The 21,950-nt window shown below is 58.2% G+C and carries 26 protein-coding genes and 1 tRNA gene; 16 read left to right on the plus strand and 11 right to left on the minus strand.

The annotated features are described in order from the left end of the window. Positions 1 to 17 precede the first annotated feature (17 nt). Both C4N22_RS13150 and ybaK read right to left on the minus strand, forming a co-directional pair. Positions 18 to 140: a hypothetical protein gene (locus tag C4N22_RS13150; RefSeq protein WP_278320324.1), complete on the minus strand. Its 123-nt coding sequence runs from the start codon at positions 138 to 140 to the stop codon at positions 18 to 20. A gap of 262 nt (positions 141 to 402) precedes the next feature. Then, entirely contained in the window at positions 403 to 885 is a 483-nt protein-coding gene (gene ybaK, locus C4N22_RS07965; protein ID WP_022256628.1) for a Cys-tRNA(Pro) deacylase, read from the minus strand. Between the two features lie 197 nt (positions 886 to 1,082). Between ybaK and aroF the strand changes: the two genes are divergently transcribed. Continuing rightward, positions 1,083 to 2,096, plus strand: coding sequence for a 3-deoxy-7-phosphoheptulonate synthase (gene aroF, locus C4N22_RS07970; protein WP_112148582.1), 1,014 nt, complete (start codon positions 1,083 to 1,085; stop codon positions 2,094 to 2,096). A gap of 143 nt (positions 2,097 to 2,239) precedes the next feature. After that, positions 2,240 to 2,323 (plus strand) — tRNA-Leu (locus C4N22_RS07975). Positions 2,324 to 2,400: 77 nt separating this feature from the next. On the opposite strand, the gene C4N22_RS07980 is transcribed toward C4N22_RS07975, so the two are convergent. The 3 genes from C4N22_RS07980 to C4N22_RS07990 all read right to left on the minus strand — a co-directional run bounded on the left by C4N22_RS07980 (position 2,401) and on the right by C4N22_RS07990 (position 4,742). Beyond that, a complete protein-coding gene (locus C4N22_RS07980; protein ID WP_022256630.1) occupies positions 2,401 to 3,270 on the minus strand; it encodes a LysR family transcriptional regulator in 870 nt (289 codons plus the stop codon). Positions 3,271 to 3,285: 15 nt separating this feature from the next. Further along, the gene (tsaA, locus tag C4N22_RS07985) at positions 3,286 to 3,987 is read right to left on the minus strand and encodes a tRNA (N6-threonylcarbamoyladenosine(37)-N6)-methyltransferase TrmO (RefSeq protein WP_112148583.1); all 702 of its coding nucleotides are present in this window, start codon (positions 3,985 to 3,987) and stop codon (positions 3,286 to 3,288) included. Between the two features lie 134 nt (positions 3,988 to 4,121). Then, complete coding sequence (locus tag C4N22_RS07990) at positions 4,122 to 4,742, minus strand: LexA family protein (RefSeq protein WP_112148584.1); 621 nt, start codon at positions 4,740 to 4,742, stop codon at positions 4,122 to 4,124. Positions 4,743 to 4,935: 193 nt separating this feature from the next. On the opposite strand from C4N22_RS07990, the gene C4N22_RS07995 reads away from it, so the two are divergent. Next, the gene (locus C4N22_RS07995) at positions 4,936 to 5,148 is read left to right on the plus strand and encodes an XRE family transcriptional regulator (RefSeq protein ID WP_112148585.1); all 213 of its coding nucleotides are present in this window, start codon (positions 4,936 to 4,938) and stop codon (positions 5,146 to 5,148) included. A 14-nt stretch (positions 5,149 to 5,162) separates the two neighbouring features. After that, positions 5,163 to 5,456: a hypothetical protein gene (locus C4N22_RS08000; RefSeq protein WP_112148586.1), complete on the plus strand. Its 294-nt coding sequence runs from the start codon at positions 5,163 to 5,165 to the stop codon at positions 5,454 to 5,456. A gap of 47 nt (positions 5,457 to 5,503) precedes the next feature. On the opposite strand, the gene C4N22_RS08005 is transcribed toward C4N22_RS08000, so the two are convergent. From C4N22_RS08005 to C4N22_RS08020, 4 genes are all read right to left on the minus strand, one after another. After that, positions 5,504 to 5,674 (minus strand): FeoB-associated Cys-rich membrane protein, encoded by a 171-nt coding sequence (locus C4N22_RS08005; protein ID WP_112148587.1) that lies wholly within the window; start codon positions 5,672 to 5,674, stop codon positions 5,504 to 5,506. A 75-nt stretch (positions 5,675 to 5,749) separates the two neighbouring features. Next, positions 5,750 to 6,289: a chromate transporter gene (locus C4N22_RS08010; RefSeq protein WP_022256636.1), complete on the minus strand. Its 540-nt coding sequence runs from the start codon at positions 6,287 to 6,289 to the stop codon at positions 5,750 to 5,752. Continuing rightward, positions 6,282 to 6,872 carry a chromate transporter gene (locus C4N22_RS08015; RefSeq protein ID WP_112148588.1) on the minus strand — a complete coding sequence of 197 codons (591 nt, stop codon included), beginning with the start codon at positions 6,870 to 6,872 and terminating at the stop codon, positions 6,282 to 6,284. Before C4N22_RS08015 ends, C4N22_RS08010 begins: the two co-directional genes overlap by 8 nt. Positions 6,873 to 6,993: 121 nt before the next feature. Then, positions 6,994 to 8,355, minus strand: a complete 1,362-nt coding sequence (locus tag C4N22_RS08020) for an MATE family efflux transporter (protein ID WP_022256638.1) — start codon at positions 8,353 to 8,355, stop codon at positions 6,994 to 6,996. A gap of 1,162 nt (positions 8,356 to 9,517) precedes the next feature. On the opposite strand from C4N22_RS08020, the gene C4N22_RS08025 reads away from it, so the two are divergent. The 11 genes from C4N22_RS08025 (at position 9,518) to C4N22_RS08075 (ending at position 18,933) form a co-directional block, all read left to right on the plus strand. After that, positions 9,518 to 9,988 carry a DUF2798 domain-containing protein gene (locus C4N22_RS08025; RefSeq protein WP_112148589.1) on the plus strand — a complete coding sequence of 157 codons (471 nt, stop codon included), beginning with the start codon at positions 9,518 to 9,520 and terminating at the stop codon, positions 9,986 to 9,988. A 524-nt stretch (positions 9,989 to 10,512) separates the two neighbouring features. Beyond that, a complete protein-coding gene (locus tag C4N22_RS08030) occupies positions 10,513 to 11,196 on the plus strand; it encodes a F0F1 ATP synthase subunit A (RefSeq protein WP_112148590.1) in 684 nt (227 codons plus the stop codon). A gap of 202 nt (positions 11,197 to 11,398) precedes the next feature. Beyond that, the gene (atpE, locus tag C4N22_RS08035; protein WP_022256641.1) at positions 11,399 to 11,623 is read left to right on the plus strand and encodes an ATP synthase F0 subunit C; all 225 of its coding nucleotides are present in this window, start codon (positions 11,399 to 11,401) and stop codon (positions 11,621 to 11,623) included. 17 nt (positions 11,624 to 11,640) lie between these two features. Next, positions 11,641 to 12,132 carry a F0F1 ATP synthase subunit B gene (atpF, locus tag C4N22_RS08040; protein ID WP_112148591.1) on the plus strand — a complete coding sequence of 164 codons (492 nt, stop codon included), beginning with the start codon at positions 11,641 to 11,643 and terminating at the stop codon, positions 12,130 to 12,132. After that, complete coding sequence (atpA, locus tag C4N22_RS08045) at positions 12,122 to 13,876, plus strand: F0F1 ATP synthase subunit alpha (protein ID WP_112148592.1); 1,755 nt, start codon at positions 12,122 to 12,124, stop codon at positions 13,874 to 13,876. The genes atpF and atpA overlap by 11 nt, the downstream gene beginning before the upstream one ends. Then, positions 13,863 to 14,747: an ATP synthase F1 subunit gamma gene (atpG, locus tag C4N22_RS08050; protein WP_022256644.1), complete on the plus strand. Its 885-nt coding sequence runs from the start codon at positions 13,863 to 13,865 to the stop codon at positions 14,745 to 14,747. Before atpA ends, atpG begins: the two co-directional genes overlap by 14 nt. A 104-nt stretch (positions 14,748 to 14,851) precedes the next feature. Next, positions 14,852 to 16,264 carry a F0F1 ATP synthase subunit beta gene (gene atpD / locus C4N22_RS08055; protein ID WP_022256645.1) on the plus strand — a complete coding sequence of 471 codons (1,413 nt, stop codon included), beginning with the start codon at positions 14,852 to 14,854 and terminating at the stop codon, positions 16,262 to 16,264. Beyond that, a complete protein-coding gene (atpC, locus tag C4N22_RS08060; RefSeq protein ID WP_022256646.1) occupies positions 16,264 to 16,671 on the plus strand; it encodes an ATP synthase F1 subunit epsilon in 408 nt (135 codons plus the stop codon). The genes atpD and atpC overlap by 1 nt, the downstream gene beginning before the upstream one ends. Before the next feature lie 182 nt (positions 16,672 to 16,853). Beyond that, on the plus strand, positions 16,854 to 17,891 hold the full coding sequence (locus tag C4N22_RS08065) for an SPFH domain-containing protein (RefSeq protein ID WP_112116024.1): 1,038 nt from the start codon (positions 16,854 to 16,856) through the stop codon (positions 17,889 to 17,891). Further along, the gene (locus C4N22_RS08070) at positions 17,891 to 18,091 is read left to right on the plus strand and encodes a hypothetical protein (protein WP_015563606.1); all 201 of its coding nucleotides are present in this window, start codon (positions 17,891 to 17,893) and stop codon (positions 18,089 to 18,091) included. The genes C4N22_RS08065 and C4N22_RS08070 overlap by 1 nt, the downstream gene beginning before the upstream one ends. Before the next feature lie 65 nt (positions 18,092 to 18,156). Continuing rightward, the gene (locus C4N22_RS08075; protein ID WP_181567190.1) at positions 18,157 to 18,933 is read left to right on the plus strand and encodes a YhfC family intramembrane metalloprotease; all 777 of its coding nucleotides are present in this window, start codon (positions 18,157 to 18,159) and stop codon (positions 18,931 to 18,933) included. Between the two features lie 93 nt (positions 18,934 to 19,026). Here C4N22_RS08075 and C4N22_RS08080 read toward each other — a convergent pair whose 3' ends face one another. Both C4N22_RS08080 and C4N22_RS08085 read right to left on the minus strand, forming a co-directional pair. Continuing rightward, the gene (locus tag C4N22_RS08080) at positions 19,027 to 20,157 is read right to left on the minus strand and encodes an FAD:protein FMN transferase (protein WP_112148594.1); all 1,131 of its coding nucleotides are present in this window, start codon (positions 20,155 to 20,157) and stop codon (positions 19,027 to 19,029) included. Continuing rightward, positions 20,154 to 20,573, minus strand: a complete 420-nt coding sequence (locus C4N22_RS08085) for a DUF3783 domain-containing protein (protein ID WP_112148595.1) — start codon at positions 20,571 to 20,573, stop codon at positions 20,154 to 20,156. The genes C4N22_RS08080 and C4N22_RS08085 overlap by 4 nt, the downstream gene beginning before the upstream one ends. Positions 20,574 to 20,789: 216 nt before the next feature. On the opposite strand from C4N22_RS08085, the gene C4N22_RS08090 reads away from it, so the two are divergent. Continuing rightward, the gene (locus C4N22_RS08090; protein WP_112148596.1) at positions 20,790 to 21,911 is read left to right on the plus strand and encodes an XRE family transcriptional regulator; all 1,122 of its coding nucleotides are present in this window, start codon (positions 20,790 to 20,792) and stop codon (positions 21,909 to 21,911) included. The last annotated feature ends 39 nt before the right edge of the window (positions 21,912 to 21,950 follow it).

A 21,950-nucleotide genomic window follows, 5' to 3' on the forward strand; every position in this document is an offset into this window, starting at 1 on the left:
ACCTGCACCACGGCCTTTTATTTCTGCATTTGTTCCAGAGCGGCGCACCCCAAGCGGGTGTTCTGGCATGAAGTTACACCGAGGCCCTGATGACCCTCACCGCACTGGCGGCCGATGGTTTTCAGCAGCATGTTTCGCATTCCGCTCGTCCTCCGCAACTTCATTGTCCCGCGCCCTGTCGCGGCGTGCTCCAGCTCCGGTTTTTGGGGGCTGGCGTTCGCCTTACACATACAGTTTACGGCAAAAAAACAGCTTTGCAAAGAGCGTTTCGGCAATTTCTCCCTTGTGTTCTCCTGCTGCCAAAAAACTTTCAAAAGTTTTGTGCAGTTTCGCCATTCTTTTTCTTTTTAAGTACGACTTATTGGAACGATACTTATTAGAACGATAAATATTGTTAAATCTTTAGAAAATGATGTGTGCCGTTGTGGCGCGGGCTGCCTTGATGAGGTCGGCCGGGGCGCAGCACACCTGGGTACCGATCCGCCCGCCGGAAACATAGACTTTCGGCTGGGCCAGCACGCTCTCATCAAACACGGTGGTGTACTGCTTTTTCATACCCACCGGGCTGCAGCCGCCCCGGACATAGCCGGTCACCTTGTTGATATCGGCCACATGGATCATGGCCACGCTCTTTTCACCCACGCTGCGGGCGGCGGCTTTCAGGTCCAGCTCCGCTGCCACCGGGATGACGAAGACGAAATAATTTCTGCTGGCCCCCTGGGTCACCAGTGTTTTATACACGCAGGCAGGGTCTTCCCCCATGCTGGCAGCTACCGTCACGCCGTCCACCGCCACGCCCTCCTCGTGGGCGTATTCATGGGCGGTATAGGGCACCTTGGCCCGCTCCAGAATACGCATGGCATTGGTCTTTGCTTCTTTTCCCATAGCTCTATCACTCCTATCGTGCTCCTATTCTACCACGTTTGCGGAAAAATTTCAAAAAAGCCTTGACTTCACAAAACTGAAGTGGTATGCTATGCCCATGCTCAAGATACTTCACGAAACTGAAGTTCACGATACTGATTTGCAGCAAGGGAGCCGTTCTCCCTGCCGCTTTGGGAAACTGGTAAGGAGAAAGCGCTATGATCATTGTCTTAAAACAGAATGCCCCCGACGTACAGGTGCATGAGTTCTGCCGCGAGCTGGAGGGCATGGGCCTGCAGATCAACGACTCCAAGGGCAGCGACACCCATATCCTCGGCCTCATCGGCGATACCAAGGCCATTGCAGAGAGCTGGGTACTGGCCAACCCCGTGGTGGAGGCCTGCCGCCGCGTGTCCGAGCCCTACAAAAAAGCCAACCGCAAGTTCCACCCGGACGACAGTATCATTGATGTGAACGGCGTCAAGATCGGCGGCGGAAACTTTGCCGTCATTGCAGGCCCCTGCAGCATTGAGAGCGAGGAGCAGATCACCTACTGCGCCCAGCGGGTCAAGGCCGCCGGTGCTTCCCTGCTGCGGGGCGGCGCGTTCAAGCCCCGCACCTCTCCCTACTCGTTCCAGGGAATGCGAAGCGAGGGCCTGGATCTGCTCAAGCTGGCCCGCCGGGCCACGGGTGCTCCCATCGTGACCGAGATCATGAACACCGAGCATCTGCCCCTGTTCGAGAACGTGGACCTCATCCAGGTGGGTGCCCGCAACATGCAGAATTTTGAACTGCTCAAGGCCGTGGGCCGCCAAAAAAAGCCCGTGCTGCTCAAGCGGGGCCTGGCCAACACGCTGGAAGAGTTCGTGATGAGCGCCGAGTACATCATGGCCGAGGGCAACGAGAACGTCATCCTCTGCGAGCGCGGCATCCGTACTTTTGAGACCAGTATGCGGAACACCCTGGACCTGGCCGGTGTGGTGATGCTGCACAAGATGACCCACCTGCCCGTGGTGGTGGACCCCAGCCACGCCTGCGGCCACGCCTGGATGGTGCCGGAGCTGGCAAAGGCTGCCGTAGCGGCCGGTGCCGACGGCCTGATGATCGAGGTGCACAACAACCCCGCCAAGGCCAAGTGCGATGGTGCCCAGAGCCTGACCCCCGACCAGTTTGATGAGCTGATGCAGTTCATCCGCAAGGAAGTGGAGTTCTTCGGCAAAAAGCTGAACTGATCCGAAGCAGCATCTTACCGCCTGGCTCCGCCAGCACAGCCGCGCTGCCCCAATTCGCTGTTTCCCAGCCATTCCCCGCACCTTAAAATTTTATCTTGATTTTACAGACAGAATCCGGTATAATAACTTTGTTATCTTATCGTGCCGGTGTGTCGGAATGGCAGACGAGGGGGACTCAAAATCCCTTGTGCGAATAACACGTGTGGGTTCGACCCCCACCACCGGCATAAAAAACAGCTTCAAGCTTAGGCTTGGAGCTGTTTTTTTATTTTGCCGGGGTGCGGGGCCAAACAGAGCCGGTGATTCACACCAGCTCAACAAACGCTTTCATCTGAGGGGTCAGCCATTTATCCCGGTGGTAAAACAACTGGCGGTGCATGGATATCTGGCACTCGGGGACGTTGAGGCGGGCCAGGCGGTGGGCCGCCAGCTCATTGCGGACGATGTATTCCGGCAGGAACGAGAGGCCCATCCCCCGCTCCACCATCTCGGCCAGCATGGCGGCGCTGCCCAGCTCAATGTAGGGCTTCAGAGCCAGGTGATGGGCGTCCATGCACTGATCCAGAGCGTCGCGGTAGCTCATTCCCCGCTCGGTGAGCAGAAACTCCTGCTTCGCAAGCTCCTCCAGCGTGACCACCTCCTGCCGGGCCAGCGGATGGTTTGGCGGAGCCACCATGCAGATGGGCTCCAGCTCGTTGAACGCCAGCACAAGATTGGGCTGCAAAATGGGCTGATCGAGGGTGTAAGCCAGATCGACCTCGTTGGAACTCAGCCACTGGAGCATCTCGTCGGCAGTGGCGGTGCGGAGCACCAGCTCCACCTCCGGGCAGCGGGCGTGGTAGTGGAGCAGCAGGTCGGGCAGAAAGGTGCTGCACACCGAGTCCGCCAGTGCGATGCGGAGGGTGCCCCGCACCTCCCGGGCGGGCTGCAGGGCCGCTTTGGCCTGCTGGGCCGTCGCCAGCAGGGTGCGGGCGTAATCCTGAAACGTGAGCCCCGCGTCGGTCAGGCGGACGGTCTTTCCCACCCGGTCAAACAGCGGGGTGCCCAGCTCGGCCTCCAGCTGGGCGATCTGAGAGGAGACAGCCGACTGGGAGTAGCCCAGCTCCCGCGCAGCGCGGGAAAAGCTGTGCAGCTCCGCAATGTGCAAAAAGGTGTTGATGGTTCGCAGCTCCATGAGCAGTTCCTCCGGTCAGCGGCGGGTGATATCCGTCACGGTCAGGGTCTCGCCGTCCACGGTGAAATGCACTTCCAGCCCGGCAAACTCCATGCCGTACACCCGGGCAGGGTCATGCTGGTAGGAGGGGCGGGGGTCATGGGCCAGCACGCCCCGCAGGCCCTCCTGCTCTGCCTCCGGGACCCTTGCCCAGAGGGCGGGGTCACACTCCACATTCAGGTGGTTCATCCGGGTCTGGGCCGTAAAGCCCGCCGAGGCATCCGGGTGGCAGTCGGCGTACGGGATATAGGGCTTGATGTCGTAGATGGGGGTGCCGTCCATGAGGTCGGCGCCCCGCACGATGAGGACCGGGCCCACCTCGGGCCGGATCTCGATTTTTTCCAGCTGGACGCTGGACAGGCCCAGCGGATTGGGCCGGAACGGCGAGCGGGTGGCAAACACGCCCATCCGGGTGTTGCCGCCCAGGCGGGGCGGGCGGACCGTGGGCGACCAGGTATCCCGCACGGCCCCGGAGAACTGCCACACCAGCCAGATGTGGCTGAAATCTTCCAGCCCGCGCACGGCGTCCGGGTTGCGGTACTCCGGGGTAAAAATGATCTCGCCCCGCAGGCTGTCTACCAGCCCGCTCTGGCGCGGGATGCCAAACTTGGTGGGGAACGCCGTGTGGATGTGGGCGATGACGTTCAGGGTCATCGCTTCTGTGGAAGCTTTTTCCATGATAATCTCCTCCTGCCGTAGGCCGCAGGGCACTGCTGTGCCGGAGCCCATCGGGCGAATTTTTGAAACAAAACCGACCTGCCAAGGGCTCCCCTGGCAGAGGAGCTGGCATCGCGGAGCGATGACGGAGAGGTTTATAAACCTCTGCAGAAGCCGACCGCCCTGCCCTCGATCTGGATCTCCTCCAGCTGGGAGCCTGCATAGATCATGGGCGGGCAGACGGCGGCGTTATCGGCCAGGAGCATGACCGTGCTGCCCTGGCGGTGAAAATGTTTCAGGGTGGCTTCGTCCCCGATGCGGACCGCGGCGATCTCTCCCTGCTCCACCTCCGGCTGGCGGCGGATGCAGACGATGTCACCATCGCAGATGGTGGGAGCCATGCTGCTGCCGTGGCAGGTCAGGGCAAAATCCGCGTGCCACGCGGCGGGGACCCCGATATAGCTCTCGATGTTCTGCTCCGCCGTGATGGGCGTGCCGCAGGCAATGGAGCCCACCAGCGGCACCCGCACCATTTCCGGCAGGGGCTCAAACCCCGGAGGCGGGGCGGCGGCGGTCTCAATGCCCAGCAGCCAGGCCGGAGTGGTGTCCAGCGCGGCGGCCAGCTCTTCCAGCTTGGACTGGGGCAGGTCGTTGACCCCTTTTTCCAATTTGGTGATGGAGGATTTGGAGCGGTATCCCATCCGGTCGGCCAGTTCCTCCTGTGACAGGCCGAGAGCGGCCCGGCGCTCCCGGACGCGGCGTGCCAGTTCTGACATAAAAACTCCTCGCTTTCCCTTGCGTGTGCAGAAAAACTGCTCTCTGAAGATAGAATAGCAGAACATTTCCTAAAAATCAACTGTTTTTGCTCTATTTTCCCAAAAGAGTTGACATCTAATCAACTTCTCGCTATAATACAACCAAAGATTGTGCATCGCATCCAGAATTTGAAACTAAAAGGAGGCATTTTTTATGACAGATACCATGCTGCTCCTCTCCTGCATGAAGTGCAAACGCATCACACTGGGCTATGCAGCCGAGGTGCTTGGCATCAGCAGCTCCACCCTGCGTTATAAGATCAACAACGACCGGGATTTCAAAGTCAGTGAGGTGGACAAGCTCTGCCACCTGCTGGGGCTCAACCGGGACCAGCGCGACCTGTACTTTTTCCGGCATGTCCGCTGAGAGGAGGCATTTTCATGACACAGCAGCAGCGCCGCGCCACCCGCAACGCCCTGGCCCGCTACGGCCAGCGGGGATACCGCCAGACGTTCGAGGGCCGCGGCTGGAGCCTGGCCATTGAGCAGGCACTGAGGTATTATGACCAGACCGACCCCATCCGTGCCCAGCTGCTCCGGATGCGCTACTTTGAGCATCGGAGCATCGAGGATGTCATGGAGCAGCTCAACCTGAGTTACAGCACTTACCAGAAAGCTCACAGCGACCTGTTGAGCACCATTGCGGTCTACGCCGCCCACAATGGGCAGCTGTAGCACAAAACCCCCGGACAGCCAATGGCTGCCGGGGGCTTTTTGATGCATCAGGTATTCTGGTTGGATTTCGGCTGCTCACAGCCGTCGTGGTGGTGGCAGGAGGCACAGTTGCCGCCGCAGCCCTCCCCTTTCCAGCCGCCCTGCTTGGAGATCCAGACCACGACCAGCCCAAACAGGATGGCCAGGACCAGAACGGTGATAATTCCGCGAATCGTCATAAAAAAGACCTCTCTCTGGCGTGAAGTTGCGCTCGAGGATAGTATACACCATTTTGCCGTTTTGGGCAACTGTTCTCACAGCACTCCAAAACAAACCAGCCCCAGCACCGCCGCGATGCCGATGACCTTGGGGATGGCCATTTTCTTTTTGCGGAGGAGCCAGAAGCAGAGCAGGCCAATGCCAAGGCCCGCCCAACTGATGCCCTCTGCAAAGTAGGTACTCCCGCTCAGGGTAATGAGGACTGCAAAGATCATGCCCACGCAGATGGGCTTGACCGCCCGCATGATATAAAGCATGACCTTGCTCTCCCGGAATTTCTGGAAGAAGAGGGCCGCCACAAGGGTCAGCGTCAGGGTGGGGGTCAGCACACCAATGACGGCTGCCGTACCGCCCAGCACTCCGGCGGTCTGGGTACCGGCAAAGGTGGCGCAGTTGACGCCCAGGGAACCGGGGGTCATCTCCGCAATGGCCACGATATTGGCCACATCGTCGGCTGTCATCCAGTTGTGAGAGAGCATTTCTTCCATGATCAGGGGGATCATCGAGGTGCCGCCAAAGCTGGTAAAACCAATTTTGGCAAAGGCGAGGAAGAGCTGGAACAATGTTTTAATCATGCTCCTTCACCCCCATCCAGACAAGGCCCAGCACGGCACCGCCGATCACCAGCACCAGATTACTGATGGACGTAAACAGGCAGATGCAGAGAGCAGCGAGGCAGAGCCCGATCGCAATTTTATCCTTGAGGGCCTCTTTGCTCAGGGAGATGGCCGCACTGCCGATGATGGGCACCACGGCACACTGGACCCCCTTGAGGGCCGCAAAGACCCAGTAATTGTTCTTGATGAGGTCATAAATGGCAGTAACAACGGTCATCACAACGACAGCCGGCACGCACAGCCCCACCGCTGAGAGGATGCCGCCCAGCGGCCCGGCCAGCTGGTAGCCGAACAGCAGCACGATGTTGGCCACCATGATCCCCGGCAGGCTCTTGCCCACGGCGATAAGCTCCAGCAGGTCGCTCTGCTCCACCCAGTGGCGCTTGTCCACAAACTCCTGCTCCATCTGGGCAATGATGCTCCACCCGCTGCCAAAAGTAAAGGCACCGAGTTTGATGAACTCCCAGAACAGGAGCAGGGCCATTTTGATGCCCGTCGGGCGGGAAACGGTTTCGGTCAGTGGAAAGGGTTTTGTCTGCATCTGCTGCTCCTTTTGCATCCGGGGTGGTAAAAATTCTTTACCTATTATATAACACGTTTTCAGAGCCTTGACAAATGGCTATTTTTCATAGAAACACATTCCATCGTTTCCTGAAACGACATTACGCGGCGTGCTCCATCCAGTTGGCGCGCCAGGTGTACAGGACCATCAGAACAGCACCCAGCCCCCAGGAAACCGGATAGAGGACGAACACGCCCTCAATGCTGTGGAAGAACGGCAGAATAAACTGGATCCAGGCCACCCGGAACAGGCAGAGGGAGAGCAGCAACACCACCATGGGCGGCACGCTCTTGCCCGTGCCGCGCACGGCACCTGCCAGGCTGTGCAGGATGGCCAGCAGGAAATAGAACGGGCAGAAATACTTCATGGCCGCCACGCCAAACTCCACCACGGTATCGTCCTGGGTGAACAGGTGCAGGATGGGGTAACGGAACACCAGCAGCAGGGCACCCGTAAAGAGGGTATAGCCCACGCTCATGGCCAGCGTGACCCACAGGCTCCGCTTGACACGGTCCAGCTTGCCCGCGCCAAAGTTCTGGCCCACAAAGGTAGTGGCCGCCATGCTGAAGCTCATGACCGGCAGGATGTTGAAGCCATCGATCTTCATGTACGCGGCAAAGCCTGCCATGGCAACAGCGCCGTAGCCGTTGACGCTGGACTGCACCAGAACGTTGGAGAACGAGATGACCATGTTCTGGATGCCCGTGGGCAGGCCCACCCGGATGATGCGGGCGGACATTTTGGCATCGGGGCGGATCTTGCGCAGCGTGACCCGGTAGTCATCCTCCACCCGCATCAGGAAGCGGAGGGAGAGGATGCAGGACACCAGCTGGCTGATATCGGTGGCGATGGCCGCGCCCTCCACCCCCATCCGCAGCCCGGCAATGAGAACGAGGTCGAGGATGATGTTGGTGATGGAGGCGCAGCCCAGGTAGATGAGGGAACGCTGGGAGTTGCCCGCCGCGTTGAGGATGCCGGCCGCCATGTTATAAATGACGCTGAACAGCACGCCGCCAAAGTAGATCCGCATATAGGTCACGGCGTCTTCCAGCACCTCAGCCGGGGTGTTCATCCAGACCAGCAAGCTGCGGCAGACCAGGATGCCGCCCACCGTCAGCACAACGCCCAGGATGGCTGCAATGGCCAGCGAGGTGTGCACGGCAATCTGGGCATCCTCCCGATCCTTGGCCCCCAGGTACTGGGCCACCACGACGCCGGCACCCACGGCCACGCCCTGGCTGAAGCCGATGAGCAGGAAGATGGGCGAGCCGCTGGAGCCAACGGCTGCCAGAGCGTTGCTGCCCAGGAAATTGCCCACGATGATGGAATCGGCCGTATTGTACAGCTGCTGGAGCAGGTTGCCCAAAATCAGCGGCACAGCAAACAACAGCAGGTTTTTAAAGATACCGCCCTCGGTCATCAGCCGTGTCTTTTTGCGCGGCGCAGTGGTAGTTTGTGGCATGATGTTCTCCTTACCTTAAAAGATAGACAGTATTTTTAACAATAACGCTTGCAGGAGAAATTGTCAAGAGGCAGCGGCCGCAGTACGCAAAATAAAAAAAGGGCCGGGAGCTTTCCCGGCCCAAACAAAAAACCTGCCGGATGGTGCGGTTGCAAGCCACCATCCGGCAGGATCCTTACTTCTTCGGAGTCATAAGCCTCTTATCCTCGGTTTCCTCATTTTTCGGTCTGTACCGTACGTTTCATTGGAATGATCTCCTTTGGAAACGATGAAGAACTTGGAATTTTCAGGGGACACATTACTTAGTACATTGGATTGACCCTTTTCTCAACTGTTGGAGTGCGGAACACGAATCATGGAGATGAATTTCATATTACCACATTCTTTCGAGTTAGATTTTCCAAGGGGTTCCACTACTTAGTACATTGGAGGTTCTCCTTTTCGGTTATTCAAATACAGGTCTCCGTAAAGTTTTCATAAGGATCACTCTCCGGCGGATCTATTTGAATTGCCATGGGATTTTATACTCGACAGACTGTTCTGTTGTTCGCATTATTTGATGCTCAAGACCGGCTCTCGTTTTTGTGTTTTTATACGGGGGAAACATCCCGTTTGTGGTGAGCCTCTGTTTTGCTTCTCAGCGATCCCCGACAGTCTGTCCACACTGTGCGGGTTCCATATCAACCATCGGTCTTCGCTCCTTTCTGCTTCAAGTCAGCGGGGTTAGCTCTCGTTTGAGCTTCTGCTGTACTTCTCTGGTTTCTGGCTTTATTATACCCAAAGGTCAGCAGTTTGTCTATTCGCAGAGTGCACAATAATATACACATTATTTTTCCATATTCAACAGATAAATTAGATAGATTTTACAACATATTCAAATCAATCCAGTTCATCTTTGTCCGGCAGAGCTTTTTTCAGTCGAGCTTCTCCCCCCTTACAGCTTTCCACAAAACTTATTGTCTTCAAGGGGATCGTTTTCGGCAAAATAGGAGAACCCTTTCTCCGCCTCTTACACGACGCCTGAAATTGTGCTATGATAAGCGGCAATGAATGGTAGTCGCGCAAAGACAGACGAAGGTTCCGCCCTCGTCTGTCTTTTTTTGTTTGTGCGGCGATGGTTCGCCTGAATTTTCCCCCATCAACCAAAAAGGAGTTACAAACTATGCCGAAAACCCTGCTGGAAAAAGTCGTCTTCACCATTGTCATGGCCACCATTATGGTCTATGGCATGATCGTTTACAATGTTGCCCTGAACACGGGCGGCGTGACCAACGCCACCTTTCTCATGGCGCTGCATGAAATGCCCATCATGGTCCCGGTTGCCTGCATCCTGGATTTCTTTGTCGTGGAGAAACTGGCCACCGCGCTGGCCTTTACCTTTATGCGCCCCACAGACCGGCCTCAGTTCATCACCTATGCCATCTCCCTGATGATCGTCGCCATCATGTGCCCGGTCATGAGCCTGGTGGCAACCGTCCTGTTTAAAGAGCCCAGCTTTGGCATGTGGGTGCACACCTGGGGCTGCAATATGCCCATGGCCCTGTGCTGGCAGATGCTCTACTGCGGCCCGCTCTCCCGGTTCATCTTCCGGCTGGTGTTCCGCCGCGGCAAGGCTGAGAACCCCGCCACCTGAGCTTTTCACTCTATTAGATAGGTATCGCGGCCATACAGGGTGGACATCTCTGAAGAAAAATCAAGCCGCTTGCGCGCCGGATAAGTCATATAAATTTTATATATCAGATATACCAGCGATATATACTGTATGGATTTTTTCGACAATTTGCCTGGTCATCTCCCTTAAACAGTTAAAATTTAGTTAAGATTTTGTGCACTTATCACATGTTACAAGCTACTTTCTTGTGCAAATCAGCAACAAATATTCATCCATTCTGGTACGGAATATAACAAAAAGTAGAAACTTTGCAAGAGGGCTTATCAATCCGCGCCTTTCGTGCTATGATACCAGACGAAAAAAGCAGGCAAAGAGAATACAGCAAAGGAGGGCGTGCAGCGGAGTTTCCGGCCGCCTCCTTTCTTTTTCTCGTAGAGCAGTGCTTTTCTCAATTTCAAAATGTTACGGAAAGGAGATCGAGTGAAAACGGTATCGGATTCAATCTCTCAACCTCTGACCTCGACCCGGAGGAAGGAGGCAGCACGATGAACGCATTGACGGCAGCTCTGAAAGAAGAGCTGAACGTGGAAATGATCTCCATCGGCGGCCTGCAGATCCCGGAGTCGGTGGTAGTCAGCTGGGGCATCATGGCGTTCCTCGTCATCGGCTCCATTCTCCTCACCCGGAACCTCCGGGTAGACCACATCACCAAGCGGCAGGCCATCCTGGAGACCGTCGTGACGTTCATCAACGACTTCTTCGTGGGCTTGCTGGGTGAAAAAGGCAAGCGGTATGTGCCCTACCTCATCTCGGTAGCGCTCTACATCGCCTGCTCCAACCTCATTGGCGTGTTTGGCATCAAGCCCCCCACAAAGGATCTGAATGTCACCGCCGCCCTGGCCTTAATGAGCATCTGTCTCATCGAGTATGCCGGGATCCACGCGCGCGGCGGGGTCGGCTTCCTCAAGAGCCTGACGGCTCCTACCGCCATCATGACCCCCATGAACATTCTGGAGATCGCCATTCGGCCCACCAGCCTGTGTATGCGACTGTTCGGCAACGTGCTGGGCGCGTTCGTCATCATGGAGCTCATCAAGCAGGTGGTGCCTGTCTTTGTGCCGGCTGTGTTCAGCCTGTACTTTGACCTGTTCGACGGCCTGATCCAGACCTATGTGTTCGTCTTCCTGACTTCCCTGTTTATGAAAGAGAATATCGGAGACGAAGAATGATTTCACCCGAGAGCGCAGGGCCCACGCCCTGCCGGAAAATCGGGCCCGTTTCCTCCGGCAGGAGCTGAACCGGCCTGCCAAGGGCTCCCCTGTTAGGAAAGACTCCCCCGGCCGGGGGAGGTGGCACGAAAGTGCCGAAAGGGGGCGGCTGGACGCGAAGCGGACTGAGAGGTTTTACGCATTTACAAAGGAGATATTTATTATGAACGGATTGGTAGCTCTGGGCGCTGGCATTGCAGCGCTGACTGGTATTGGCGGCGGCATTGGCATCGGCATTGCAACCGGTAAGGCAACGGAGGCCATCTCCCGCCAGCCGGAGGCCTCTAGTAAAATTCAGACCAACCTGCTGCTGGGCGCCGCTCTGGCAGAAGGTACTGCAATTTTCGGCTTCGTCGTTGCTCTGATCATCATCCTGTTCCTGGGTTGATCACGGAGGCATGACGAATGCTGACACTGAATCTGAACCTTTTGTATACAGTCGTCAACGTTCTGGTGCTGTTTTTGCTGCTCCGCAAGTTCCTGTACAAGCCTGTCATGAACATCATTGCGCAGCGCCAGAAGCAGGTAGACGACGCTCTGGCTGCCGCTGAGACCTCTAAAAAAGAGGCGGCGACAGCTCTGAACACCGCGCAGGACAAGCTGCGCAATGTGGACGCGGAGGCGGCTGCCCGCCGCACGGCCTATGAAGAGCAGGCCGAAAAAGAGAAGCAGCAGCTCCTGGCGGATGCCCAGAAGCAGGCCGACGCCATTGTGGCCGAGGGCAAGCGGAACGCCGAGGCCGAGCGCCAGCACAAGCTGCGTGAGGCCGACGCCCAGACCACGGCTCTGGCTCGTGAGATGTGCGAGAAGCTGCTGGCCCGCAACCTGACCCAGCAGGACGACGCGCGGTTGCTGGACGATCTGTTACAGAAAGCAGGTGTGGACGATGGCAACTGAGTTCAGCCGCGAGTTCTTCTCCACCAACCGGATCGTCAAGGCCGACCTGCGGGCTGCCCGCCAGCCCCGCGAGGACGACATCACCCGCATCAAAGCCGAGGTCAAAAAGCTCTATGACGCCACCGAGGTGCTGCTGAATATCACCGTGGACGAGAGCCTGCTCTCCGGCTATGTCCTGCAGATCGGCGACCGGGTGTTCGACAACTCCGGCCGCCACGCCCTCGACCAGATGATGGAGGGCAAGCCCTCGCTGGCTACCCTCAAGACTCGTGTGGAGGACTACAAGCCCGCTGCCACCAGTGCAGAGGGCGGCGTGGTCATCGCCTCCGCCGACGGCATCGTCCAGGTGGATGGCATGGACCGCGCGGTCTACGGCGAGATCGTCACCTTTGAGAACGGCGCCAAGGGCATGGTGGAGAGCGTGGACCCCGGCAAGCTGGGCGTCATGCTCTTCGATGGTGCGGAGAGCGTCGGCGTGGGCACCCTCGTCACCCGCAGCGGCAAGCGCGCGGGCATCCCGGTGGGCGACGCGTTCCTGGGCCGTGTCATCGACCCGCTGGGCGAGCCCATCGACGGCAAGGGCCCCATCGAATCCGTGGGCTACAACCCCATTGAGAAGCAGGCCCCCGGCATTCTGGAACGCCAGAGCGTGGATACCCCGCTCCACACCGGCATCCTGGCCATTGACTCCATGTTCCCCATTGGCCGCGGTCAGCGTGAGCTGATCATCGGCGACCGCCAGACCGGCAAGACTTCCATTGCCACCGATGCCATCCTGAACCAGAAAGACACCGGCGTGCTCTGCATTTACGTCGCCATCGGCCAGAAAGCTTCTTCCATTGCCCGCGTGGCAGGGGATCTGAAGAAGCACGGTGCCATGGATTACACCACCATCGTGGCGGCCACCGCTTCCGACAGCGCCCCGCTGCAGTACATTGCCCCCTATGCCGGCACGGCTCTGGCCGAGTATTTTATGGCACAGGGCAAGAGCGTCCTCATCGTTTACGATGACCTTTCCAAGCACGCGGTGGCCTACCGTGCCATCTCCCTGCTGCTGCGGCGCTCCCCCGGCCGTGAGGCTTACCCCGGCGATGTCTTCTATCTGCACTCCCGTCTGCTGGAGCGCTCCTGCCGGATGCGGGATGACCTGGGCGGCGGTTCCATCACCGCCCTGCCCATCGTCGAGACCCAGGCAGGCGATGTCTCCGCTTACATCCCCACCAACGTCATCTCCATCACCGATGGCCAGATCTTCCTCGAGAGCGCCCTGTTCAACGCAGGCAACCGCCCGGCTGTCAATGTCGGCCTGTCCGTCTCCCGTGTGGGCGGCGCGGCACAGACCAAGGCCATGAAGAAAGCCAACGCCAACCTCCGCATCGAGCTGGCCCAGTACAAGGATATGGAGTCTTTCGCCCAGTTCAGCTCTGATCTGGACGCCGAGACCCGCCGCCAGCTGGAGCACGGCAAGGCCCTGATGGAAATGCTCAAGCAGCCGCTGTACCAGCCCAAGTCCGACGCCGAGCAGGTCGTCACCCTGACGCTGGCTTCCCACGGAATGCTGGATTCTCTCCCCACCACCGAACAGCGCGCCAAGACCACCGCTTTTGTGCGGCAGTTCCGCGCCGACGTCTCGGGCACCATGGACGCTATCACCGCCACGGGCAAGATCACCCCGGAGCAGGTAGATGCCATCCTGAACGCCTGGAACGCATTCGTGGGAGGCGACAGCCATGCCGTCCACTAAGCTGCTGAAAGAGCGCATCGAGAGCATCCAGGACACCATGAAGATCACCAACGCGATGTATCTCATCTCGTCCTCCAAGCTCCGCAAGGCGCGCAAGAATTACCAGAACGTGCTGCCCTACTTCACCCGGATGCGGGACACCATCTCCCGTGTGGTTCCCCACCTGCCGGAGGAGCCGGTGCACCCGTTCTTCCATGTCCGCGATGTTCCTGCTCCCAAGCGCGCTTATGTTGTGCTGACGGCAGATAAAGGCATGGCGGGCGCATTCAATCAGAACACGCTCAAATTCCTCAAGGCGCAGGCAGGCGATGACCCCAACGCCAAGTTCTACGTCATCGGCCAGGTCGGTTATCGTGCCCTGCTGCACAAAGACCCCCGCCTTGTGGAAGAGTTCCAGTACAGTGCCACCGCCCCCTCTCTGCAGCGGGCCCGTGACATCACCGTGGATGCCATCGACGATTTCAAGGCAGGCAATCTGGATGAGATCTACCTGATCTACACCAAGATCCAGAATGCCCTGACCAGTGAGCCCGTCATGGTGCGGCTGCTGCCGCTGGATCGAGACCATCTTCAGCCCGCCCCCAAGGGTCTGGGCGACCCCAAAGGCGATGTGGAGATGTTTCCTGACGCCTGGACGGTGTTCGAGCAGACGGCCCCCATCTACATGCACGGCATGATCTTTGGTGCCATGACCGAGAGCTTCTGCGCCGAGCAGAGCGCCCGCATGACCGCCATGGATTCCGCCACCAAGAGCGCCACCGAGATGATCCACGACCTGCAATTGGAGTACAACCGCACCCGGCAGGGCTCCATCACCCAGGAGATCACCGAGATCATCGGCGGCGCGGCAGCAGTACAGAGTTCAGAATAACCTTTCCGTCATCGCTAACGCGATGCCACCTCCCCTAGCAGGGGAGCTGTCGAGCGAATGCGAGACTGAGAGGTTTCACACAATGATTACAAGAGGCAAAACGTATGATACAGGGAACTATTATCCGCGTAGCGGGCCCTGTGGTGGACGTGCAGTTCACCGCGGGCAAGCTGCCTGCCCTGCAGGAAGCGCTCACCGTGTCCGCTGAGGGCACCGAGCGCACCATGGAAGTAGCGCAGCATGTCAATGAGACTACCGTGCGCTGCATCATGCTTTCTGCCAGCGAGGGTCTGGGCAAGGGCATGACCGTGAACGCAACGGGCCACGGCCTGACCGCCCCCGTGGGCGAGGCCACGCTGGGCCGCATGTTCGACCCCCTGGGCCGCCCCATCGACGGCAAGGGCCCGGTGGACGATGTGCCGCACTGGCCCATCCACCGCAAGGCCCCCAGCTTTGCTGAGCAGAAACCTGCAACTGAGATCCTGGAAACGGGCATCAAGGTCATCGACCTGCTGGCCCCCTATGCCAAGGGCGGCAAGATCGGCCTGTTTGGCGGTGCCGGTGTCGGCAAGACCGTCCTGATCCAGGAGCTGATCCACAATGTGGCCACCGAGCACGGCGGCTACTCCATCTTTACCGGTGTCGGCGAGCGCTCCCGTGAGGGCTGTGACCTCTGGGGCGAGATGAACGCCTCCGGTGTTCTGAACAAGACCGCGCTGGTCTTTGGTCAGATGAACGAACCCCCAGGAGCCCGTATGCGCGTGGCCGAGACCGGCCTGACCATGGCGGAGTACTTCCGTGAAGAGACCCATAAAGACGTGCTGCTCTTCATTGATAACATCTTCCGTTTCGTGCAGGCAGGCTCCGAGGTCTCCGCTCTGATGGGCCGTATGCCCTCCGCCGTTGGCTACCAGCCTACGCTGGCCAATGAGCTGGGTGCCCTGCAGGAGCGCATCACCTCCACCCGCGACGGCTCCATCACCTCGGTGCAGGCCGTTTACGTCCCCGCCGACGACCTGACCGACCCGGCTCCCGCCACCACGTTCGCACATCTGGACGCCACCACCGTCCTGAGCCGTAAGATCGTGGAGCAGGGCATCTACCCCGCCGTGGATCCGCTGGCTTCCACCTCCCGTATTCTGGAAGCCGACATCGTGGGCGAGGAGCATTACCGCGTGGCCCGCAAGGTGCAGGCCACCCTGCAGCGCTATCAGGAGCTGCAGGACATCATCGCCATCCTGGGCATGGACGAGCTGGGCGAGGAAGACAAGCTCACCGTCACCCGTGCCCGCAAGCTGCAAAAGTTCCTCTCCCAGCCGTTCTCGGTGGCTGAGAACTTCACCGGCCTGCCCGGCAAGTATGTCCCGCTGGCCGAGACCGTCAAGGGCTTTGCCGCCATCGTGGACGGCGAGTGCGACGACATCCCTGAGTGGGCATTCTTCAACGTGGGCACCCTCGACGACGCCAAGAAGAAGTATGCCGACAAGCTGGCCGAGGAAAAGGGCGGTGCCGTCTGATGGACAAGTTCATCCTGAACATCACGGCTTCCAGCGGCGAGTTCTATCAGGGCGACTGCGAGAGCCTGACCCTGCCCACCAGTGATGGCGTGTACGGCGTGCAGGCCGGGCACAACCCGGTGCTGGTGGCCCTCCACATGGGGCTGATGCACTTCACCGTCAACGGCGAGGAGCATGAGGTGCTGGTGGGCGACGGCATTGCCGAAGTGACCCCCACGTTCGTGCTGCTCCTGGTGGACAGCGCCGAGCGCCCCGAGGACATCGACCGCAACCGTGCCGAGGCGGCCCGCATCCGCGCCGCCGAGCGCCTGCAGCATAAGCAGAGCATGCACGAGTATTACCAGACCAAGATCGCCCTTGACCGCGCCATGCAGCGTTTGCAGACCGCGGCCAAATATAAACGCTGACGCTCCTTTCCCGTTTTATCCGGCGGCGTTTCCACATTTTCCAGACAAGAGGGCCTGCCCTTGCCGCACCTGCGGCGGGGCGGGCTCTTTTTTTGCGTCCCTCTCTTGACAGCGGTGCGGCAAAGTGATATGATTTTGATATCACAAAGAAACGTTTCCGATCCCATAAGGAGGGAACTGTTATGGAAGAGAAAATTTTGAACGCCCGCAAAAACGGCATGGCGGCACTGCTGCTCACCCTGCTGGGCTATGTGGCATCCATTGCCCTGTTCGTTTACAGCGTCCTGCTGCTGGAGGACGACCGGCTGCTTCTTGGCATCCCGCTGCTGATTTTGTCCATTGGCTATTGGATCGCAGGCATTTTTCTGTTCTGCGGCCTGAAGGTACTCAAGCCCCAGGAGGCGCTGGTACTTACCCTCTTTGGCGATTATGTGGGCACCCTGAAAGGCCAGGGCTTTTACTGGGTAAACCCCTTCTGCGCCGCCGTCAACCCTGCCGCAGGCACCCGGCTGAGCCAGAGCGGGGACGTGACCAGCAAGGAGAGCGGCGCAGCCGCCCTGCTGAGCGTCAGCGGCCAGAACAGCCAGCTCGCCTCAAGCAGCGTAAGCAAAAAGATCTCCCTGAAGATGATGACCCTGAACAACTCCCGGCAGAAGATCAACGACTGTCTGGGCAACCCGGTGGAGATCGGCATCGCCGTGATCTGGCGGGTCACCGACACTGCCAAGGCGGTGTTCAATGTGGACAACTACAAGGAGTACCTCTCCCTCCAGTGTGACAGCGCCCTGCGGAACGTGGTGCGGGTGTACCCCTACGATGTGGCCCCCAACGTGGACACCACCGGAGACGGCGTGGCCGACGAGGGCAGCCTGCGGGGCTCCTCGGAGGTGGTGGCGGCCCGCATCCGGGACGAGATCCAGAAAAACGTGGCTGAGGCAGGCATCGAAGTGGTGGAGGCCCGGATCACCTATCTGGCCTATGCGCCGGAGATCGCCGCAGTGATGCTCCAGCGCCAGCAGGCCAGCGCCATCATCGACGCCCGCAAGATGATCGTGGACGGCGCCGTGGGCATGGTGGAGATGGCACTGGACCGGCTGAGCGAAAACAAAGTGGTGGAGTTGGATGACGAACGTAAAGCGGCCATGGTCTCCAACCTGCTGGTGGTGCTCTGCGGCAACCGGGACGCACAGCCCATCGTGAACAGCGGCAGCCTGTACTGATGGCAGAGCCCAAAAAGCAGATCCCCCTGCGCCTGAACGCAAAGCTCTACGAGGCCCTTGCCGCATGGGCTGAGGACGATTTCCGCTCGGTGAACGGGCAGATCGAGTATCTCCTCACCGAGTGTGTGCGTCAGCGCAAAAAGAACGGCCGGTACGTCTCCGATCAGATCGACCTGCCGCCGGAGCTGGATATTGAATGACCCTGCTCCCCTCCGGGGGCAGGCCTTGCAAAAGCGCCGATGGTATATCGGCAGGGAGGATAACTATGACAGTAGGTATGGTACCCGGGGCAAGCATCGCAGGCATGGTGTTTTCCCTTGTCGTCTCCTTCGCACTTCCCATAGGCCTCTTTGTTTACGCAAAGAAGAAGCTGGGTGCGAAGGCTGCACCGTTCTTTATCGGGTGCGGCGTTTTCTTCGTGATGGTGCTGATGCTGGAAGCTGCCATCCATCGCATCGTGTTCCAGCTGGCCGGAGAAGCGCTGACTGGAAGCGTGATCCTATACGCAGTCTATGGCGGCCTGATGGCAGCTCTTTTTGAAGAGACCGGTCGTTACATCGCCATGAGGTTTCTGGTGAAGCCGATGGATTTTCCGAATGCCTTTATGTATGGTGCCGGACACGGCGGCATGGAGGCAATGCTTCTGTGCGGCGTGGCATCTATCAGCAACATCGCAGGTGCCGTGATGATAAATTCCGGCACCATGTCTGCACAGCTGGCGACTCTTAACGCAGAGAAGGCGGCAGACACGGCAGCGGCTCTTTCGGCGCTGTGGACGACATCGAGCTTGACGTTTTTTGCAGGCGGCGTAGAGCGGATCATTGCGGTGGTGCTCCATCTGAGCCTGTCGATTCTGGTGTTCCAGTCCATCCGCAAAAAGGCCCCCATGGAGCTGGTGCGGGCCTACCTGTTCCACTTTGTCATCGACTCGCTGTCCGTTCTGCTCAGTGCAGTGGCATCTGTCTGGGTGGTGGAGCTTGTCGCCGCACTCGTGACCGGCGGGGCTGTCCTAATGGCAAGGTATGCCTGCATGGAAGAGTGAACGCGCGGAAATATTCTTGATATGTAATATACAAAAGTCCCCTCTTCGTCATTGGAGCAAGAACCGTGACGAAGAGGGGACTTTCGCTTTCTGTTACTTTTTCTCGTGGCTGCTCCACCCGCTGGACGTCACAAGCTGTCCATCGGTGGTGCACCAGAGGGCTTCCACGCCGTCGAGGCTTTCCACGATCTTCTGGCCCTCTTCCAGCGGCATACAGAACAGGCCGGTGGTCAGGCAGTCGGCCACGCCGGAGTCCGGGGCCAGCACGCTGACGCCGTTGAAGTAAGCGGCGGGCCAGAGGGTGGCCGGGTCGATCAGATGGTGGTAGCGCACACCGTCCACGACGTAATACCGCTGGTAGTCGCCGCTGGTCACAAGCGCCATATCGCTCATGTTCACCGCCGCCACATAGGAGGAATCGGAGGTATAAAACTCCGAGGCGTTCCACGGGTTCTCCACGCCGCCGGACCACTGGGAGCCGTCGGGCTTCGTGCCGATGGCCCGCAGGTTGCCCCCCACGCTGATGAGGGCGCTGGTCAGGCCCCGGGCCTCAGCGGCCTGGGCCACCATTTCCACGGCGTAGCCCTTGCCCACGCTGCCCACATCCAGCGACATTTCCGGGTCCGCCAGATAAACGGTTTTGGCTTCTTCATCCATGACAAGGTTGTTGATGTCGCAGTGCCGGGCGGCGGCGTCCAGCTCTTCCTGGCTGGGCAGCTTGTTGTCCGCGTCCGTCTCGGTCTGCCCGGCGGCCTCCCGGTAATCGTGCCAGATGCGGAGCACGCTGCCCATGGCAATGTTCAGCTTGCCGTCAGTGGTATTGTACATCTGCCGGGCCAGCTCCAGCATCCCCAGGATTTTATCGTCCACCTGCACCGGGGCAGTGCCCGCGTTGTCGTTGATGGTCTTGATATTGGTCACGCCGTCGTAGTCGTTGTAGATATCATAGAGCTGGTGATACTCCAGCAGGTCGGCGTGGAGGGCGTCCATCTGCCGGGTAAACTCTTCCTCGCTGTCGCAGTAGGCAATGACCTGGGTCACCGTGTCAAAGGCATCATAAAAGATGGTGGAGTAGCGCTGAGGCCCCTCCTGCGCCGCTGTGCCATCCGAAGAGCCTGCCGGGTTCTTTCCCGTGCAGCCTGCCAGAAGCCCTGCACAGAGCACCGCAGCCGTCGCTCCGGCGGCAAGGCGCTTCCATTGTTTCAGTTTCTCGCGGATGCTCATGCCTGCTCCTTTGCCGCCGCGGTAAAGGCTGCGTGCTCTTCCTGCAGGTGGGCCAACAGGTCGCCGAAGACCCAGTTTTTATTGCTGGGCGTCACGATGGCCTTGAGCGGGATATTCACCTTGGCCTGCTTCATCAGGTCCAGCAGGGTGTCCACATCTTTTTCCCTGAAGTTTGCCAGCACCAGCGCGGGCGGGTACGCACCCGGCTCCAGCACCAGCGTGCGGGCCGCTTTCGTCTCCACCTCGCCCAGCAGCTGGGCCACGGTCTTGCCCGCGTCGGCAGGCGAGACGAGCAGCAGTTTCATTCCAAAGGCCGGTGCCATTCCCTCCAGAATGCCCCGATCTGCCGCCGAGAGATTCCACCCCAGCGCCAGCGGCACCCCGGCGTTCTGGTTGCGTGCAATGTGTGCTTTCATATCCTACCTCTTTCACGGCAGGGAATTTCCCCTGCACGAATTTTTCCGATAACAGAGTATACCACATTTTTGCGCAAAAGGAAACGAGAGAGTGTCTCGTATCCCATCCAAGAAAAGGATTTCCCTTTTCTTTTGTTCTCTCTTGTTTCTGCTTCGCAAAAAAGCTACAATAGATTCAGAAACATTCATCACCGTACAGATTGGAGAACAGCGATTATGGAATTTGTATTGAAGCTGTTTGATGATATCCTGCTCTCTTTTACAGCTCATCGGACGTTAAACGGCACAGAGGTCCATATCACCTCTTTTGATCCATCCAAAAGAGCCAGGCTTCCTCTTGGCACGGAAGCCACCGATTCCTCTTTAGAGCGTTGGCTCCGGCATCGCACCATTCCTGCCAATCGGGCTTATGTTCAAAATTTTCTCTCCAAAAACGGTCTGAGCGAGAATGATTTCATCGGAATTTTGTCAGTCTGCAAAGGTCTTTCTCTGATCGACTGCTATTGGGTCACGACCCCCGATGATAAAAAAACTTTTCAGCAGGTCAACCTGTTTGACAATCGTTTCAGCCAGGTTTTATCGCAAATTGCTTTTACCGGCTATGGCAGTTCCCCGCTTTCAAAGTTTCGTTCTTCTCCTGAGTTTACAACAAACGGGATGCTTCCAAAAGCCTGGCGCAGGGTGAAAGGTGAAATTTACCTTTATAAGGGCGGTACAAGCGGTTTTGCCAATACCGGGAAAGAGCCTTTTTCCGAATTCTATTCCGCTCAGGTTGCAGCCGCCATGGGGCTCGACCATATCTATTACAGTCTTTCCATGTGGAAAGGCCAGCTTTGCTCCACCTGTAAACTCTTTACCAGCAAAGAGATTTCTTTTATCCCCGCTTCCACTTTAATGGATACTTCCCGTATTACAGAGATCATCGCCTGGTATGACCGCCATGGCTGGAAAGAAAGCCTTTCTGACATGCTGGTATTTGATGCCGTGATCCGCAATACAGACAGACATCTTGGAAATTTCGGTTTTCTGGTAGATAGTCACACGAACAAACTTCTTCAGCCTGCCCCCATCTTTGACAATGGCTTATCTTTGTATTGCTATGCATTGGATTCCGACCTTGCAAACATTCCCCAGCAGGAAAAGACATTATCTCCTGCGCTTTATGCTGATTTTGATGAAGTTGCCCGCCATGTCATGGAAGCAAAGCAACGAGAGGCTCTTCGGCATCTGCTGAATTTCCACTTTAAAAAGCATCCCCGATATAACCTGAGTTCTCAGCGCCTGCATCTTCTGGAAGCAGCGATCCAATCCAAAGCCCGCGCTTTATTGGACTGCTGAGTTTTCATCGATTCGGTCTGCATAACCCAAACGATCCAT

The organism is Faecalibacterium prausnitzii, from assembly GCF_003287495.1.
Lineage (GTDB): Bacteria > Bacillota > Clostridia > Oscillospirales > Ruminococcaceae > Faecalibacterium > Faecalibacterium prausnitzii_I.

What these genes read in the sequence shown, in the direction of transcription:
- C4N22_RS13150 (WP_278320324.1), bottom strand. Translation starts at nt 140, where the DNA reads ATGCGAAACATGCTGCTGAAAACCATCGGCCGCCAGTGCGGTGAGGGT.
- ybaK (WP_022256628.1), bottom strand. Translation starts at nt 885, where the DNA reads ATGGGAAAAGAAGCAAAGACCAATGCCATGCGTATTCTGGAGCGGGCC.
- aroF (WP_112148582.1), top strand. Translation starts at nt 1,083, where the DNA reads ATGATCATTGTCTTAAAACAGAATGCCCCCGACGTACAGGTGCATGAG.
- C4N22_RS07980 (WP_022256630.1), bottom strand. Translation starts at nt 3,270, where the DNA reads ATGGAGCTGCGAACCATCAACACCTTTTTGCACATTGCGGAGCTGCAC.
- tsaA (WP_112148583.1), bottom strand. Translation starts at nt 3,987, where the DNA reads ATGGAAAAAGCTTCCACAGAAGCGATGACCCTGAACGTCATCGCCCAC.
- C4N22_RS07990 (WP_112148584.1), bottom strand. Translation starts at nt 4,742, where the DNA reads ATGTCAGAACTGGCACGCCGCGTCCGGGAGCGCCGGGCCGCTCTCGGC.
- C4N22_RS07995 (WP_112148585.1), top strand. Translation starts at nt 4,936, where the DNA reads ATGACAGATACCATGCTGCTCCTCTCCTGCATGAAGTGCAAACGCATC.
- C4N22_RS08000 (WP_112148586.1), top strand. Translation starts at nt 5,163, where the DNA reads ATGACACAGCAGCAGCGCCGCGCCACCCGCAACGCCCTGGCCCGCTAC.
- C4N22_RS08005 (WP_112148587.1), bottom strand. Translation starts at nt 5,674, where the DNA reads ATGACGATTCGCGGAATTATCACCGTTCTGGTCCTGGCCATCCTGTTT.
- C4N22_RS08010 (WP_022256636.1), bottom strand. Translation starts at nt 6,289, where the DNA reads ATGATTAAAACATTGTTCCAGCTCTTCCTCGCCTTTGCCAAAATTGGT.
- C4N22_RS08015 (WP_112148588.1), bottom strand. Translation starts at nt 6,872, where the DNA reads ATGCAGACAAAACCCTTTCCACTGACCGAAACCGTTTCCCGCCCGACG.
- C4N22_RS08020 (WP_022256638.1), bottom strand. Translation starts at nt 8,355, where the DNA reads ATGCCACAAACTACCACTGCGCCGCGCAAAAAGACACGGCTGATGACC.
- C4N22_RS08025 (WP_112148589.1), top strand. Translation starts at nt 9,518, where the DNA reads ATGCCGAAAACCCTGCTGGAAAAAGTCGTCTTCACCATTGTCATGGCC.
- C4N22_RS08030 (WP_112148590.1), top strand. Translation starts at nt 10,513, where the DNA reads ATGAACGCATTGACGGCAGCTCTGAAAGAAGAGCTGAACGTGGAAATG.
- atpE (WP_022256641.1), top strand. Translation starts at nt 11,399, where the DNA reads ATGAACGGATTGGTAGCTCTGGGCGCTGGCATTGCAGCGCTGACTGGT.
- atpF (WP_112148591.1), top strand. Translation starts at nt 11,641, where the DNA reads ATGCTGACACTGAATCTGAACCTTTTGTATACAGTCGTCAACGTTCTG.
- atpA (WP_112148592.1), top strand. Translation starts at nt 12,122, where the DNA reads ATGGCAACTGAGTTCAGCCGCGAGTTCTTCTCCACCAACCGGATCGTC.
- atpG (WP_022256644.1), top strand. Translation starts at nt 13,863, where the DNA reads ATGCCGTCCACTAAGCTGCTGAAAGAGCGCATCGAGAGCATCCAGGAC.
- atpD (WP_022256645.1), top strand. Translation starts at nt 14,852, where the DNA reads ATGATACAGGGAACTATTATCCGCGTAGCGGGCCCTGTGGTGGACGTG.
- atpC (WP_022256646.1), top strand. Translation starts at nt 16,264, where the DNA reads ATGGACAAGTTCATCCTGAACATCACGGCTTCCAGCGGCGAGTTCTAT.
- C4N22_RS08065 (WP_112116024.1), top strand. Translation starts at nt 16,854, where the DNA reads ATGGAAGAGAAAATTTTGAACGCCCGCAAAAACGGCATGGCGGCACTG.
- C4N22_RS08070 (WP_015563606.1), top strand. Translation starts at nt 17,891, where the DNA reads ATGGCAGAGCCCAAAAAGCAGATCCCCCTGCGCCTGAACGCAAAGCTC.
- C4N22_RS08075 (WP_181567190.1), top strand. Translation starts at nt 18,157, where the DNA reads ATGACAGTAGGTATGGTACCCGGGGCAAGCATCGCAGGCATGGTGTTT.
- C4N22_RS08080 (WP_112148594.1), bottom strand. Translation starts at nt 20,157, where the DNA reads ATGAGCATCCGCGAGAAACTGAAACAATGGAAGCGCCTTGCCGCCGGA.
- C4N22_RS08085 (WP_112148595.1), bottom strand. Translation starts at nt 20,573, where the DNA reads ATGAAAGCACACATTGCACGCAACCAGAACGCCGGGGTGCCGCTGGCG.
- C4N22_RS08090 (WP_112148596.1), top strand. Translation starts at nt 20,790, where the DNA reads ATGGAATTTGTATTGAAGCTGTTTGATGATATCCTGCTCTCTTTTACA.